Annotated in this window: 9 protein-coding genes; 5 read left to right on the top strand and 4 right to left on the bottom strand. The window is 58.7% G+C overall.

Annotation, left to right across the window (positions count from 1 at the left end; genetic code table 11):
• Positions 1-26 precede the first annotated feature (26 nt).
• Positions 27-2,822, top strand: coding sequence for an RHS repeat-associated core domain-containing protein (locus ACI77H_RS20320; RefSeq protein ID WP_407013515.1), 2,796 nt, complete (start codon positions 27-29; stop codon positions 2,820-2,822).
• Positions 2,823-2,859: 37 nt separating this feature from the next.
• Here ACI77H_RS20320 and mapR read toward each other — a convergent pair whose 3' ends face one another.
• The 3 genes from mapR to ACI77H_RS20305 form a co-directional block, all read right to left on the bottom strand.
• Complete coding sequence (gene mapR / locus ACI77H_RS20315; RefSeq protein WP_407013513.1) at positions 2,860-4,269, bottom strand: GntR family transcriptional regulator MpaR; 1,410 nt, start codon at positions 4,267-4,269, stop codon at positions 2,860-2,862.
• Positions 4,270-4,389: 120 nt separating this feature from the next.
• Complete coding sequence (gene ccoG, locus ACI77H_RS20310) at positions 4,390-5,817, bottom strand: cytochrome c oxidase accessory protein CcoG (protein ID WP_407013511.1); 1,428 nt, start codon at positions 5,815-5,817, stop codon at positions 4,390-4,392.
• Between the two features lie 195 nt (positions 5,818-6,012).
• Positions 6,013-6,246: a DUF3203 family protein gene (locus ACI77H_RS20305; protein WP_407013509.1), complete on the bottom strand. Its 234-nt coding sequence runs from the start codon at positions 6,244-6,246 to the stop codon at positions 6,013-6,015.
• A 122-nt stretch (positions 6,247-6,368) separates the two neighbouring features.
• Here ACI77H_RS20305 and ACI77H_RS20300 point away from each other — a divergent pair, with 122 nt between their 5' ends.
• Positions 6,369-6,878, top strand: a complete 510-nt coding sequence (locus ACI77H_RS20300) for an MgtC/SapB family protein (RefSeq protein WP_407013508.1) — start codon at positions 6,369-6,371, stop codon at positions 6,876-6,878.
• Positions 6,879-7,442: 564 nt separating this feature from the next.
• Here the strand turns inward: ACI77H_RS20300 and ACI77H_RS20295 are convergent.
• Positions 7,443-7,610, bottom strand: coding sequence for a hypothetical protein (locus ACI77H_RS20295; protein WP_407013506.1), 168 nt, complete (start codon positions 7,608-7,610; stop codon positions 7,443-7,445).
• Between the two features lie 216 nt (positions 7,611-7,826).
• Between ACI77H_RS20295 and ACI77H_RS20290 the strand changes: the two genes are divergently transcribed.
• Genes ACI77H_RS20290 through glgB form a run of 3 tightly spaced genes read left to right on the top strand, consistent with a single transcriptional unit; the run spans position 7,827 to position 15,421 of the window.
• A complete protein-coding gene (locus tag ACI77H_RS20290; protein WP_407013505.1) occupies positions 7,827-9,821 on the top strand; it encodes an alpha-1,4-glucan--maltose-1-phosphate maltosyltransferase in 1,995 nt (664 codons plus the stop codon).
• Between the two features lie 24 nt (positions 9,822-9,845).
• A complete protein-coding gene (gene treS / locus ACI77H_RS20285; protein ID WP_407013504.1) occupies positions 9,846-13,187 on the top strand; it encodes a maltose alpha-D-glucosyltransferase in 3,342 nt (1,113 codons plus the stop codon).
• A gap of 2 nt (positions 13,188-13,189) precedes the next feature.
• Positions 13,190-15,421 (top strand): 1,4-alpha-glucan branching protein GlgB, encoded by a 2,232-nt coding sequence (gene glgB / locus ACI77H_RS20280; protein ID WP_407013503.1) that lies wholly within the window; start codon positions 13,190-13,192, stop codon positions 15,419-15,421.
• Positions 15,422-15,450: the final 29 nt, after the last annotated feature.

The following is a 15,450-nucleotide window of genomic DNA, read 5'->3' as shown; positions in this document are numbered from 1 at the left end:
GCCTCCTGACAGATGAGTGCCACGATTTGCACAGCCACACGCCGTCAATCAGCGTCATTGGGCCACGCGGTTTAGCCGTTCGTGCGGTGGCTTATCATCGACGCGCCGTTAATGAACCGCTTGATACGTGGGTCACGCACCAGCTCCACGATGCTGTTGGGCGACTCACGCAACAGCGTGATCCCCGGTTGTTTGCGTTGATGCAGTCGGGTGTTTCGGTGCCGCCCAACCTGTCTACTTTGTATAGCCTCTCAGGCCAGAGCCTTTGCAGCGACAGTGTCGATGCGGGCTGGCAGCTGAGTTTGTGCGGCGCAGCGGGGCAGGCGCTTGAGGCGTGGGACCAGCGAGGCTGGCATCGTCGCAGCGAACTTGATGCGTTGTTGCGGCCGGTGGCGATCTTTGAGCATTGCGTCGCCGAAGCCGAACGCTGTGCCGAGCGGATCACCTGGGGCAGTTCTTCGCCCGACGATGCGCTGCACAATCGCTGCGGCCAAGCGGTGCGCCACGATGATCCGGCGGGCAGCCGGCTGTTGCCCGAGTATGGGCTGTCGGGTGTGGTCCTGGCTGAGGTTAGGCACTTTCTCGACAATCTCGATTCGCCCGACTGGCCCGTCACCGAAGCTGGACGCAACCAGCTCTTGGAGCCCGGTGATGGTGCGCATTCTGCCTGGCGTTTTGCGGCGACCGGCGAGGCGCTGAGCCAGACCGATGCCAAGGGTCATGTCCGCCACTTCGCGCAGGATCGGGTCGGTCAATTGCGCGAAGTTTGTCTGCAACGCGCTGGAAACACCGCTGTCGAAACGCTGGTCAACGACATCGAGTACAACGCCTTCGGCCAGGTGCAACAGGAACGGGCCGGCAACGGCATGCGCACCTTTTGCACTTATGACCCGGCCGATGGCCGTCTGCTGTCGCTGGCCAATCAGGACCCGGACGGTGTGTTTTTGCAGCACCTGAGTTACCGCTATGACCCGTCAGGCAACATCACTGAAATCGCCGACGCGGCGTTACCGATCCAGTATTTCGCCAATCAGCGCATCGAACCGGTCCGACGGTTCAGCTACGACACGCTGTATCAATTGATCAAAGCCACCGGTTGGGAAACCGCGAAACCCTCATTCGGCCCGGCATTGCCCGAGTGGCAAGGCTTCGGTCCACCCGACGCCAGCCGCTGGCGCAACTACAGCGAAACCTATCACTACGATGCCGCGGGCAATCTGTTGAAACGCCTTCACCTCGGTGCCGAGAACGACACCTTGAGCATGCAGGTGGCCGCGAACAGCAATCGCAGTATCAAACAGCGACCGGGTACGGATCCGGCGACGCTGTTCGATGTTCGCGGCAACCTGCTGGAGCTGCAACCCGGTCAGGCGTTGCAGTGGAACGGCCGTAATGAATTGGCCCAGGTCATCCAGGTGGCGCGGCTCGATGCCGCCGCTGATCTGGAGCGCTACGTCTACGACAGCGAAGGCATGCGCCTGCGTAAATGGCGAAGTGCTGCGGCGAAATCCGTCAGCCATACCTCAGAAGTGCGCTACCTGCCGGGCATCGAATTGCACAGCCACACCGCGTCGGGTGAGCAGTTGCAGGTCGTCAGTGTTCAGGCCGGGCACTGTTCAGTGCGGCTGCTGCATTGGGACAGCCCGCCACCTGAAGGCGTGGCCAACGATCAGTTGCGCTACTGCTTCGACGATCACCTGGGGTCGAGTGCGGTTGAAGTGGATGCCGAAGCAAAACCGATCAGCCAGGAAGTGTTTTACCCGTTTGGTGGCACAGCGTGGCTGGCGGGGCGGTGTGAGGTGGAAACCAGCTACAAGACCATTCGTTATTCAGGCAAGGAGCGAGATGCAACGGGGCTTTATTATTACGGTGCGCGTTATTACGCAACTTGGTTGTTGCACTGGTTGAATCCAGATCCGGCGGGGGATGTGGATGGGATGAATTTTTACCGGTTTGTTCGGAATAACCCGATTGGTTTTATGGATCAGCAAGGGCGTATTTCCATATCTGCAATTATTAATGACTCTTTGGTTGAACAGCGTGGCGACGTGAGTCATATGATTCGCCAGCGCAGCCTGAATAATATCAGGCAGCATTTGCCCGAAGTGGCTGATGCACTGATTACGGCGCTGGGCACGGCGAAAGGAATACTAAAGGATACAGTAAGTGAATTGGAGGGCGGTCATTTTGATGTGGAGGTTGTCAGGTTGTACTTTGGAGACGTCGGCGTTGATGATGTTAATTATTTGATTGATGGTTATCGTGAGTTACTTGCAGATATTGAAAGCTTAGAGAGCGAGCAAGACAGATTTGTGGTTTTCTCAGGCGAAGGGGACTATTCAGATACCTCGGCTTTTACATTTGTTTCTGCCAAAAGAAAGAAAATCTATTTTAATTCGGAAGTTATTTTAAAACGCACGACGAAAGACAATGCTCACACAATAATTCACGAATTAAGTCATGGCGGTGGAATATTTCGCTCTATGGATTATTGGTATTTGGGGATGAATGATCAGGAATGGAAAGAAGCAGCGGAAAATAACATCCCGCACGCCGACATTGATAGTTGTCTGTATTCTTTCATGGAGGGCGATTCGAAACATATGATGGAAAGTTCAAGCTTTGATCCAGCTTTCTTTGTCGAGGGGAATCGGACGCATCTTATTTTTAAAGCAGGGGTCGATAATTTTGATGAGGCCTTAAAGAAGTTCGAAACTTCTCTTACGTTTAGAGGGGACGCGGCGTTGGAAAATGCCGATACGCTAGCTGCCTTCGCGGGGGCGATGAGTAGAGCAAGGCAACTTCGAACAGCTCAACCTTGATTTCGGTTGAGGCACCGATATGGGAAGCTCGTCACGTTCAAAACGACCTTACAATCCGCCCCAACGTCTCCATCGCCTTCTCCGCAGCCTCATCCCAAGGGCTGCCATAGTTCAGCCGAATACAGTTCCGGAACCGCTGCGCCGGCGAAAATATCGGCCCCGGCGCAATGCTGATCCCTTGCGCCAACGCCATCTGAAATAACTTCAACGAATCCATCTGCGCTGGCAATTCCAGCCACAAAAAATACCCGCCCGCCGGTTGGCTCACACGAGTCTGCGCCGGGAAGTAGCGAGCGATCGCCGCCAGCATCGCACTCTGCTGTTCTTCCAGGGCGTAACGCAATTTGCGCAGATGCCGGTCATAGCCACCGTGTTGCAAGTAATCGGCAATCGCCGCTTGAGCCGGCATCGACGCGCACAGCGAGGTCATGAGTTTCAGTCGCTCAATCTTCTGCGCAAAGCGCCCGGCGGCCACCCAGCCAATGCGATAGCCAGGGGCGAGGCTTTTGGCGAATGAGCCGCAATGCATCACCAATCCTTCGGTGTCGAACGCTTTCGCCGGTTTCGGCGCTTGTTGCCCGTAATACAGTTCGGCGTAAACGTCATCCTCGATCAGGGGCACCTGATGGCTGCGCAACAACTCCACGAGTTCCTGTTTCTTTGCCTCGGGCATGGTGGCGCCCATGGGGTTCTGAAAACTGGTCATGCACCAGCAGGCCTTGATCGGGTGGCGTTCCAGGGTTTGCGCGAGCACGCCAAGGTCGATGCCGTCGCGGGGGTGTACGGGGATTTCCACGGCTTTGAGTTTCAGCCGTTCGAGGATTTGCAGGCAGGCGTAGAACGCCGGGGCTTCGATTGCCACCAGATCGCCGGGTTCAGTGACGGCTTGCAGGCACAGGTTCAGCGCTTCCAGCGCGCCGTTGGTGATCAGCAGTTCTTCCATGGGTAACATCAGCCCGCCGACCATGTAGCGCAGGGCGATTTGCCGGCGCAGTTGCGGGTTGCCCGGCGACATGTCGGTGACGACCATGCGCGGGTCCATCTCCCGGGCGGCGCTGGCCAGGGAACGGGACAGCCGTTGCAAGGGAAACAGGGACGGGCTGGGGAACGCCGAGCCGAAGGGGACGGTGTTGGGGTCTTTGATCGAGTCGAGGACCGAGAACACCAGTTCGCTAACGTCGACTTCGGTGGATTCGTTGACCTGGCTGCTGATCACTGGTTCTGAAAACGGGCTCGGTGCGTGGGTGTTGACGAAGTAGCCGGAACGCGGGCGGGCGCGGATCAGGCCGCGGCGTTCCAGCAGGTAATAGGCCTGAAACACCGTGGACGGGCTGACGCCGTAGGTCTGGCTGGCGTAGCGCACCGAGGGCACGCGCTGGCCGGGGCCGAGGACGCCGGAGCGGATCAGTTCAGCGATGTCGTCGGCGAATTTTTCGTAGCGTTTCATCGAGTGCCCTGGCGTTGCGGTATGCAGAGAAATTGGGGGGGGCTTCATCGCCAGCAAGTCGGCTCCTGCAGGTCTGCGCAATCTGTAGGCGCCGGCTTGCTGGCGATGCAGTCTAAGGGATCAACGGTTCATCGGCGCAACAAACCGGCTGTTGGCCACGCTATAAACATCAGGTTCATCGCTGTCGACGATCTTGAAACTGATGCTCTGCGAACTGCTGCTCGGGCGTTCGGTGGTCATCGCCACGGACACCGGCACGTCAACAATTTCGCCCGGGGCCAGGCTCAGCTCGGTCCTGCCTTGCAGCTGGAAGCCGTCGCCATCGACCAGGGTCAATCGGTAGTCTTGACGTTGCTGGGTCTTGTTGATGACTTTCAAGCTGTAGATGTTTTCGATCTGCCCCTGGCTGTTCTCGCGGAACAGGCCACGGTCCTTGCTGACGTCCAGCGACACCATCGGCCGTTCCACCAGCGCGAGGGCGAGGGCGCCGATCATCACCAGCAACACCGCGGTGTAGCCGATCAGCCGTGGCCGCAGCAGATGCGTCTTGCCACCCTGCAACTCATGCTCCGAGGTGTAGCTGATCAGCCCGCGGGCATAGCCCATTTTGTCCATGATCGAATCACAGGCGTCGATACACGCGGCGCACCCGATGCATTCCATCTGCAAGCCATCGCGAATGTCGATGCCGGTCGGGCAGACCTGCACACACAGTTGGCAATCAATGCAGTCACCGAGGCCGGCGTCGACAGGTTTCACGTCACGTTTGCGCGGGCCACGGTTTTCACCGCGGGCGACATCGTAGGAAATGGTCAGGGTGTCTTTGTCGAACATCACACTCTGGAACCGCGCATACGGGCACATGTGCATGCACACCGCTTCGCGCAGCCAACCGGCGTTGATGTATGTGGCGCCGGTGAAGAACAGCACCCAGAACAGGCTGACACCGCTCATCTGCAAGGTCAGCAGTTCTTCGGCCAGCGGCCGGATCGGCGTGAAGTAACCGACAAATGTCAGCCCCGTCAGCACACTGATCGCCAGCCACAAGGTGTGCTTGGCCGAGCGGCGCATCAGTTTATTCAAGCTCCAAGGCGCGGCTTGCAGCTTGATTCGCTGGTTGCGCTCGCCTTCGGTGATCTTCTCGCACCACATGAAGATCCAGGTCCAGGAGCTCTGCGGGCAGGTGTAGCCGCACCAGACTCGGCCAGCAAACACGGTGATTGCAAACAGACCGAACGCGGCAATGATCAACAGCGCCGACAGGAGGATGAAGTCCTGTGGCCAGAAGGTCGCACCGAAGATGTGGAATTTGCTCTCGGAAAGGTCCCAGAGCACTGCCTGACGGCCGCCCCAGTTCAACCATACGGTGCCGAAAAACAGCAGAAACAGAAATCCTGCCCCGCTCAAACGCAAGGTGCGGAACAGGCCGGTGAAGCTGCGGGTGTGGATCAGGTTGTCGCTGGATTTGGCCTTCGTTTTTGGACGCGAAGGCTCATTTTTTATAAATGAGTCGGGTTCTACGGTTCGGACGGGGATTCTCTCGCTCATGGTCTTTCGCTCATCAGCCTCCATCAGGCACGAGCACTATGAGCGGCGATCTGTTTGCATAACAGACTCAGGTATCGCAATAAAAAGCGGATCAGATGGGCGTTGAGTGACACCCTGCGACAAGTTGATGCACCCGTCAGAACGGGGCGCGGGCGCCTATATCAGGCACCCGCGCGCGATGTTGATCCGGGTCAGTCAAATCACCGAATCACTGTCGGTGGCCTTCAAATGCCGGCGACCGTCAACGGCACCTGCTACGGTCAATGCATCGGCTTCTGCTTCGGTGATGTAGATGCGCTGGCCGTTGATGTCCACCGCTGACATGGCTTTGGCGCCGTCGGTGACGATGGTGACGTCGGGACACAGACGAATTTCTTCGCCGTTCTCCGTGGAAAAGAAGCAAGTCTGATTTTCGATGCGCACAGTCATGGAGAGGTCCTTTTTTCTGCGGATTCTTAACTGTTAGGGCACATCCCGCCGCCATCGTTCTGTGCAACCGATTAATGGTCGGCGCGGTCCATCCTCTATCGAGCATTGACAAGGATCGCACCATGAACGCCTGGTGGCATGAGGTTTGGGTGACGCTGCAAGCGGAGTTCGCCGACATCGGCGACGCCGCACAACTGACAAGAATTACCGTCAGATTGCTGATAGCGGCGATTTTGGGCGGAATTTTGGGCTTCGAGCGTGAACACAAGGGCAAAGCCGCCGGAGTGCGAACACATATGCTGGTCGCACTGGGTGCCGCATTGTTCGTGCTGGTGCCGCAAATGTCCGGCGCTCAGGCCGATGCCATGAGTCGTGTGGTGCAGGGGGTGATCGCCGGGATCGGTTTTCTCGGCGCCGGGACCATCCTGAAAAACCAGGAAGGCGATGAGGGCCACGTGAAAGGCCTGACCACTGCCGCCGGGTTGTGGATGACCGCAGCCATTGGTGTTTCCGCCGGGTTGGGGCGTGAGGCGACGGCGGTATTCAGTACGTTGCTGGCGTTGGTGATCTTTAGTGTGATGCCGAGGATTGTGAGGATGCTCGAAAAAAGCGATTCGGAAGATAAACCTTAGCGACTATTAGGTGCCCGTTCAGATGCCGGTTCAGGTTCGGCCATATTCAATGCCGATTGGACGTCCCAATGGTTTTCATTTACCAACTCGTTTTGGGAGAAATCGAAGCTCCGATAACGCAGGTCAATGTCGTGAGCGAGTGAGCTCTTGACGGCCTTTTCCGGTTGCTCGCGATCGATCATGAAATAAAGTAGCTCGTAGTTGAATAGTTTCACTTTCAGGCCAGCCGTCGTTCAGTGATTCACGGTTGAGCGCAGATCGTGGTGCGCTCACGCTTTCTGTAAAGCTGCTGACACTGAAAAATATTGATGACATGGCTGGATGCTCTGACTTAAGGGACTGGGGTATCTAAGAGCATGCAAGGGGATTTCGTAAAGCATTCGATAGTGGGAAAAGTCACTACAGGATCGGTACTACACCGTTCTGGGAAAAAACCTTGTAGGAACGTGCTTGCTCGCGAAACGCCCGACCTCGCCTTGGGGTTCAAGCTTGCGGCGTTAACGTTGACGATCTTCGCGAGCAAGCTAGCTCCTACAACGTGGCGAGGGCGTATTAGAGCCGTCATCACGCCGGCACAACGATCACCGGCGGCATGGTCTCCGGCGGATCTTCCCGCGCTGGCGGTGTTGTCCCCGGCGGCTCCTGCTCGGGCACCGGCGTAGGCTCTGTCGGTGGAATCGTCGGGCTGTCGATATTCGGATCAGGCGTTTCAGCCGGGATTGGGATACTCATCGTTGAAGCCTCCAGTGGCAGATGGCGCAAGTCGTGCTTAAGTGGATTGACCACCGCGCACAGGAATTGATTCCACCAAAGGTCCGGGCACATCCACGTGAACTTTACCGAGGCCTGTCGCTCGGAACCTAAGTGAGTTCATTCCGGGGCCGCTGGCCTTGCGCGAACGACGATCAGGTACAAGAGCGTCCATGGGGCGTAAAGGAGAGATGCTCGATGACTGCTGAAAAACCGACAGAGCTCAACTACAACCCTCATATGCCGCTGTCGCAGGCCTTGTTGCTGCCGCGCATCGCCATTGAAAACACCATGCCGACCCTTGATGGCGGGCAATTCGCCGTGAAAGCGGTGGTGGGGCAAGACGTGGTGGTGACCAGTAAAGTCTTCGCCGACGGGCACGACAAGCTGGCGGTCAGGGTTCGCTGGCGCGCTGCCGATGATGACACTTGGCAAAGCGCAGTCATGGGTGAGCTGGGCAATAACGGGTATCAAGGCCAATTTCGCGTCGCGCGTCAGGGCCGTTATGTGTTCTGCATCGAGGCCTGGATCGATCAGTTCGCCAGCTTCTGCTATGAGCTGGAGAAGAAGCACTCGGCCCGTGTGCCCGTCAGTCTTGAGTTGCAAGAAGGTCGCACCTTGGTTCAACAGGCAGCCGCACGCTCCGAAGGCCCACTGAGTGAAGCGTTGGCAGCGCTGCACCACGAACTGGCCGGGTTGCTCGAAATCGAGCAGGTGGCGCTGTTTCTGCACCAGCGCAGCGCCGATCTGATGGCTCAGGCCGATCACCGCGCCTATTTGAGCCTCAGCCCCGAGTATCCGTTGGACGTCGAACGCGAGCTCGCTCAGTTCGCCAGTTGGTATGAGTTGTTTCCGCGCTCGATCACCGACGATCCGGCCCGTCACGGTACGTTTAACGACGTGCATTCGCGGCTGCCGATGATCCAGGACATGGGTTTCGACGTGCTGTACTTTCCGCCGATCCACCCGATCGGGCGCAGCTACCGCAAAGGCCCGAACAACTCCCTCACTGCCGGCCCCGACGATCCGGGCAGCCCGTATGCCATTGGCAGCGAAGAGGGCGGGCATGAGGCGATCCACTCGGAACTGGGCACCCGCGAAGACTTCCGTCGACTGGTGGCAGCGGCGGCTGACCATGGCCTGGAAATCGCGCTCGACTTCGCCATCCAGTGTTCCCAGGATCATCCGTGGCTCAAACAGCACCCTGGCTGGTTCAACTGGCGCCCGGACGGCACGATCAAATACGCCGAGAACCCGCCGAAAAAGTATCAGGACATCGTCAACGTCGACTTCTATGCCGCCGATGCGATTCCCAGCCTCTGGGTCGAGTTGCGCGACATTGTGGTCGGCTGGGTCGAGGAGGGCGTGAAGATCTTTCGCGTCGATAACCCGCACACAAAACCGTTGCCATTCTGGCAGTGGCTGATCGCCGATGTGCGGGCGCTGTACCCGGAGGTGATCTTCCTCGCCGAAGCCTTTACCACGCCGGCGATGATGGCGCGACTGGGCAAGGTCGGTTACTCCCAGAGCTACACCTATTTCACCTGGCGTAACACCAAGTACGAACTGTCGACTTATCTCACCGAGTTGAATGAATCGCCGTGGCGAGAATGCTACCGGCCGAATTTCTTCGTCAATACGCCAGACATCAACCCGGCGTTTCTGCATGAGTCCGGGCGTGCCGGTTTCCTTATTCGCGCGGCGTTGGCGACCATGGGCTCGGGCCTGTGGGGCATGTATTCCGGGTTTGAACTCTGCGAAGCCGCGCCCGTGCCGGGGAAGGAGGAATACCTCAATTCCGAGAAGTACGAGATTCGCCCAAGGGACTTCAATGCGCCCGGCAACATCATTGCCGAGATCGCGCAGCTCAATCGCATTCGGCGGCAAAACCCGGCCTTGCACACGCATTTGGGGCTCACGGTGTACAACGCCTGGAATGACAACATTCTGTATTTCGGCAAACGCAGCGCCGATGGCAGCAATTTCATTCTGGTGGCCGTCAGCCTCGATCCGCACAACGTTCAGGAAGCGAATTTCGAATTGCCGTTGTGGGAAATGGGGTTGCCTGACGACGCCAGCACCCAGGGCGAAGATTTGATGAGTGGTCATCGCTGGACCTGGCACGGCAAGTACCAGTTCATGCGGATCGACCCGGTGCATCAGCCGTTCGGGATTTGGCGGATCACTGTCTAGAACGATCATCAACAGGAGTTTCAAATGGCGAAGAAACCCAAGGCAGCCACCTTCATCAAGGACCCGCTCTGGTACAAGGATGCGGTGATCTACCAGGTTCACGTTAAGTCTTTTTTCGACTCCAACAATGACGGGATCGGCGACTTTCCGGGCCTTATCGCCAAACTCGATTACATTGCCGACCTCGGTGTCAACACCATCTGGCTATTGCCGTTTTACCCGTCGCCACGGCGCGATGATGGTTACGACATTGCCGAATACCGCGGAGTGCACCCCGATTACGGCACCATGGCCGACGCCAAGCGCTTTATCTCTGAAGCGCACAAACGCGGCTTGCGGGTGATTACCGAACTGGTCATCAACCACACCTCGGACCAGCACGCGTGGTTCCAGCGTGCCCGCAAAGCCAAGCCCGGCTCGGCGGCGCGGGATTTTTACGTGTGGTCCGATGACGATCAAAAGTACGACGGCACTCGCATCATCTTTCTCGACACCGAAAAGTCCAACTGGACCTGGGACCCGGTCGCCGGCCAGTACTTCTGGCATCGCTTCTATTCCCATCAGCCGGACCTGAACTTCGATAACCCGCAAGTCATGAAAGCCGTGCTCTCGGTGATGCGCTATTGGCTCGACATGGGCATCGACGGTTTGCGTCTGGATGCGATTCCCTACCTCATCGAACGCGACGGCACCAACAACGAAAACCTGCCCGAGACCCACGACGTCCTCAAGCAGATACGCGCCGAAATCGACGCCAATTACCCCGACCGCATGCTGCTCGCCGAGGCCAACCAGTGGCCGGAGGACACGCAACTGTACTTCGGTGACACCGATAAACAAGGCCTGAACGGCGACGAATGCCACATGGCCTTTCACTTCCCGCTGATGCCGCGGATGTACATGGCGCTGGCCCAGGAAGACCGCTTCCCGATCACCGACATTCTGCGTCAGACCCCGGAAATCCCGGCCAACTGTCAGTGGGCGATTTTCCTGCGCAACCACGATGAGTTGACCCTGGAAATGGTCACCGACAAGGAGCGCGATTACCTGTGGAATTACTACGCCGCCGACCGTCGTGCGCGGATCAACCTGGGAATTCGCCGTCGCCTCGCGCCTCTGATGGAGCGTGATCGTCGTCGCGTCGAATTGCTTAACAGCCTGCTGCTGTCGATGCCAGGCACACCGACGCTGTATTACGGTGATGAAATCGGCATGGGCGACAACATCTACCTCGGCGACCGCGATGGCGTACGTACGCCGATGCAATGGTCAATCGACCGTAACGGCGGTTTTTCTCGCGCCGACCCGGCGAGTCTGGTGCTGCCACCGATCATGGACCCGCAATACGGTTACCTGTCGGTCAACGTTGAAACCCAGGCCGGCGACCCGCATTCGCTGCTGAACTGGACCCGCCGCATGCTTGCGGTGCGCAAGCAGTCCAAGGCCTTCGGCCGTGGCACGCTGAAGATGCTGTCGCCGAGCAACCGGCGGATTCTGGCCTACACCCGTGAATTCACAGGGGCCGATGGCAAGCACGAAATCATTCTGTGCGTGGCCAACGTGTCCCGTAGCGCGCAAGCGGCAGAACTCGACCTCTCGGCCTTCGTCGGCATGGTGCCGGTGGAAATGCTTGGCGGTAATGCGTTTCCACCGATTGGTCAGTTGAATTTCCTCCTGACTCTGGCGCCTTACGGCTTCTATTGGTTCGTACTGGCGGCAGAAAACCAGATGCCGAGCTGGCACGTGGAGCCGGCGCAAAGCCTGCCGGATTTCACCACGCTGGTGTTGAAAAAGCGCATGGAGGAGCTGCTCGAAGCGCCGTCCCGGGGCACGCTGGAGCAAGGCATCTTGCCGAGCTGGTTGCAGAACCGGCGTTGGTTTGCCGGCAAGGACGCGGCCATTGAGAAGGTCAACCTGGCCTATGGCGTGCGTTTCGGTGATGCGCAGCATCCGGTGCTGCTGAGTGAAATCGAAGTCACCAGCGGCGGCCAAACCAGTCGTTATCAGTTGCCGTTCGGCTTCATTGCGGACGATCAGGTCGGGCCGGCGTTGCCGCAGCAACTGGCGTTGTCGAGGGTCCGGCGCGGTCCGCAGGTGGGCTTGATCACCGATGCGTTCAGCCTGGAAAACTTCATTCGCGCCGTGTTGCAAGGCATACAGGACAGCACGGTATTGCCTTCGGATGGCGGCGAGATTCGTTTCGAGCCGACCGCCGAGCTGGCGAACCTGGGCCTGACGGCCGAGTCGGAAGTGCGTTACCTGTCCGCCGAGCAATCCAACAGTTCGGTGGTGGTAGGCAAAACCATGGTGCTGAAGCTGATCCGCAAGATCGCCTCGGGCGTGCACCCGGAACTGGAAATGAGTGCGTACCTGACCAACGCAGGCTTTGCCAACATCTCGCCGCTGCTCGGTTCGGTGGTGCGCCGCGACGCCAGCGGCGAAGACAATCTGTTGATGATCGCCCAGGGTTACCTGAGCAATCAGGGGGATGCGTGGGAATGGACGCAAAACAACCTCGAACGTGCGCTACGCGACGAGCTAGCCGACGCCATGTCCGAGCAGGAGCAACATTACAACGCCCTCGGCGAGATGAAAGATTTCGCCGGCATGCTCGGCCAGCGCCTGGGTGAGATGCACCAAGTGCTGGCGGCGCCCACCGACGATCCGGACTTCGCCCCGCAAGTCACCACGCAAAAAGATGCCCTGGCCTCGGCCAAGGATGTCGCGGCGCAGTTGGAGCGCGCGCTGAAGTTGCTCAAACAGCATCAACGCGAATTGAACCCGGCGGACAAAACCCTGGTCAGCCGTTTGCTGGACAACAAAAAAGCCATCCTCGGCCACGTCCAGGACCTGGGTAAAAAAGCAACCGGTGGTCTGCGGATTCGCGTCCATGGCGACTTGCACCTCGGGCAGGTGCTGGTGATCAAGGGTGATGCGTATCTGATCGACTTCGAAGGCGAACCGGCGCGGCCATTGGCCGAACGGCGCGGCAAGCACAGTCCGTACAAAGACGTCAGCGGTGTGTTGCGTTCCTTTGATTACGCTGCGGCGATGGCAATCAACGTGCACAACGTCGATCAAACCGCAGATGCGCAGGCCGCTCGTCAGCGCGTCGCCGAACGCTATTTAAGTGAAGCGCGACAGGCATTTGTCGACGCTTATCGGCTGGCGGCAGCTAGTCTTGCTCATGCGTGGCAAGATCCGGAAGGCGAGGACGCTGCGCTGGCGTTGTTCGGTCTGGAGAAAGCGGCGTATGAGGTGGCCTATGAGGCAGAGAATCGGCCCACTTGGCTGCCCGTGCCGTTGCACGGTTTATATGGATTATTGAGTGGGCTTAAACCCTTTTCCGATCTTGGTGGAGAGTAGTCATGAGTTTCTCGAACAAGGAACAGGGTCACGCTAAAGAGGCGTTACTGCCCGGATCGCGGGACATCGACGCGCTGGTACGCGCCGAACATCACGACCCCTTTGCAATCCTCGGCCCCCATGGCGATGGCGCTGGCGGGCAATTCATTCGGGCTTATCTGCCAGACGCGCTGAGCGTGCAGGTGCTGGCCAAGGACTCCGGCGAAGAACTCGGCAGCCTTGAAGCCACCCAGACGCCGGGGTTGTTTGTCGGGCATTTCGAGCGCGCGCAGCCGTATATGCTGCGCACCCGTTGGGCCGGCGGCGAACAGGTTTCCGAAGACCCCTACAGCTTTGGTGCGTTGCTGGGTGAGATGGACTTGTACCTGTTCGCCGAAGGCAATCACCGCGACTTGAGCAGTTGCCTCGGTGCGCAGTTGAAAAACGTCGAAGGCGTCGACGGTGTGCGATTTGCGGTGTGGGCACCCAACGCTAAGCGGGTGTCGGTGGTCGGCGACTTCAATAACTGGGATGGCCGTCGGCACCCGATGCGCCTGCGCCACCCGACCGGCGTCTGGGAATTGTTCATCCCGCGGATGCAGGCAGGGGAGGCCTACAAGTACGAGATCCTCGGCACCCACGGCATTCTGCCGCTGAAGGCCGATCCGATGGCCCTGGCCACCTCACTGCCGCCGGACACCGCGTCGAAAGTCGCCTCGCCGCTGAGCATCGAGTGGCAGGACCACGAGTGGATGCAGGCCCGGGTCGAGCGTTCACAACCTAGCGCGCCGCTGTCGATCTATGAATTGCACGCCGGCTCCTGGCAGTGCGAGCTGGACGATCTGGGCGAAGTTGCACGCCAGTACAATTGGCACGAACTGGGTGAACGGTTGATCCCGTACGTCAAAGAGCTGGGCTTCACCCACATCGAACTGATGCCGATCATGGAACACCCGTTCGGCGGTTCGTGGGGCTATCAACTGCTTTCGCAATTCGCCCCGAGCGCACGCTACGGTTCGCCGGATGATTTCGCCGCGTTCGTCAACGCCTGTCACCTGGCCGACATCGGCGTGATCCTTGATTGGGTGCCTGCGCATTTCCCGACCGATACTCATGGTCTGGCGCAATTCGACGGCACGGCACTGTACGAATATGGCAACCCGCTGGAAGGTTTTCATCAGGATTGGGACACGCTGATCTACAACCTCGGCCGCACCGAAGTGCACGGCTACATGCTGGCGTCGGGATTGCACTGGCTCAAACATTTCCATGTCGATGGCCTGCGCGTCGATGCGGTGGCGTCGATGCTGTATCGCGATTACTCGCGCAAGGCGGGCGAATGGATACCGAACCGGCACGGCGGCCGGGAAAACCTTGAAGCAATCGACTTCCTGCGTCACCTCAACGATGTGGTCAACCTCGAAGCCCCCGGCGCGCTGGTGATCGCTGAAGAATCCACGGCGTGGCCAGGCGTGAGCCAGAGCACGCAACAGGGCGGTCTGGGTTTCGATTACAAATGGAACATGGGCTGGATGCACGATTCGCTGCACTACATCCAGCAGGATCCGGTGTACCGCGCGCATCACCACAATGAACTGAGTTTCGGCCTGGTGTATGCCTGGTCCGAGCGTTTCATCCTGCCGATCTCCCACGACGAAGTGGTCCACGGCAAACACTCGCTGATCGACAAGATGCCCGGCGACCGCTGGCAAAAATTCGCCAATCTGCGGGCGTACCTGAGCTTCATGTGGGCGCACCCGGGCAAGAAACTGTTGTTTATGGGCTGCGAGTTTGGCCAGTGGCGCGAGTGGAATCACGATCAGCAGCTGGATTGGTACTTGCTGCAATATTCGGAACACCAGGGTGTGAAAGCGTTGGTCGGCGACCTGAATCGGCTATACCGCGAAGAACCGGCGCTGCATGACCAGGACGACGCACCGCAAGGTTTCCAGTGGCTGATCGGCGATGACGCGATTAACAGCGTTTACGCGTTCCTGCGCTGGAGCAGGGATGGACGGCCGGTGTTGGTGGTGGCGAATTTCACGCCGGTGCCACGTCAGGCTTATCGCATTGGCGTGCCGTTTGCGGGGCGCTGGACTGAAGTGATCAACAGTGACGCGGCGACGTATGCCGGGTCGAATTACGGAAATAGTGGCGGGGTGTTTACCGAGGAAGAGGCGAGCCATGGGCAGGCGCTTTCACTGGTGTTGAATTTGCCGCCGTTGGCGGTGTTGATGTTGCGGCCGGAGGGTTGAGGTTGCGGCTTTCTTCAGGAGCAGAAATG

The organism is Pseudomonas sp. O230 (assembly GCF_045447035.1).
Lineage (GTDB): Bacteria > Pseudomonadota > Gammaproteobacteria > Pseudomonadales > Pseudomonadaceae > Aquipseudomonas.
The sequence above is the reverse complement of the archived record's forward strand: the minus strand, read 5'-3'. Positions and strand labels throughout refer to the sequence as shown.

Excerpts from the sequence above, each read along its gene's own strand:
- ACI77H_RS20300 (WP_407013508.1), top strand. The coding sequence starts at position 6,369 with ATGAACGCCTGGTGGCATGAGGTTTGGGTGACGCTGCAAGCGGAGTTC.
- glgB (WP_407013503.1), top strand. The coding sequence starts at position 13,190 with ATGAGTTTCTCGAACAAGGAACAGGGTCACGCTAAAGAGGCGTTACTG.
- ACI77H_RS20290 (WP_407013505.1), top strand. The coding sequence starts at position 7,827 with ATGACTGCTGAAAAACCGACAGAGCTCAACTACAACCCTCATATGCCG.
- treS (WP_407013504.1), top strand. The coding sequence starts at position 9,846 with ATGGCGAAGAAACCCAAGGCAGCCACCTTCATCAAGGACCCGCTCTGG.
- ACI77H_RS20295 (WP_407013506.1), bottom strand. The coding sequence starts at position 7,610 with ATGAGTATCCCAATCCCGGCTGAAACGCCTGATCCGAATATCGACAGC.
- ccoG (WP_407013511.1), bottom strand. The coding sequence starts at position 5,817 with ATGAGCGAGAGAATCCCCGTCCGAACCGTAGAACCCGACTCATTTATA.
- ACI77H_RS20305 (WP_407013509.1), bottom strand. The coding sequence starts at position 6,246 with ATGACTGTGCGCATCGAAAATCAGACTTGCTTCTTTTCCACGGAGAAC.
- mapR (WP_407013513.1), bottom strand. The coding sequence starts at position 4,269 with ATGAAACGCTACGAAAAATTCGCCGACGACATCGCTGAACTGATCCGC.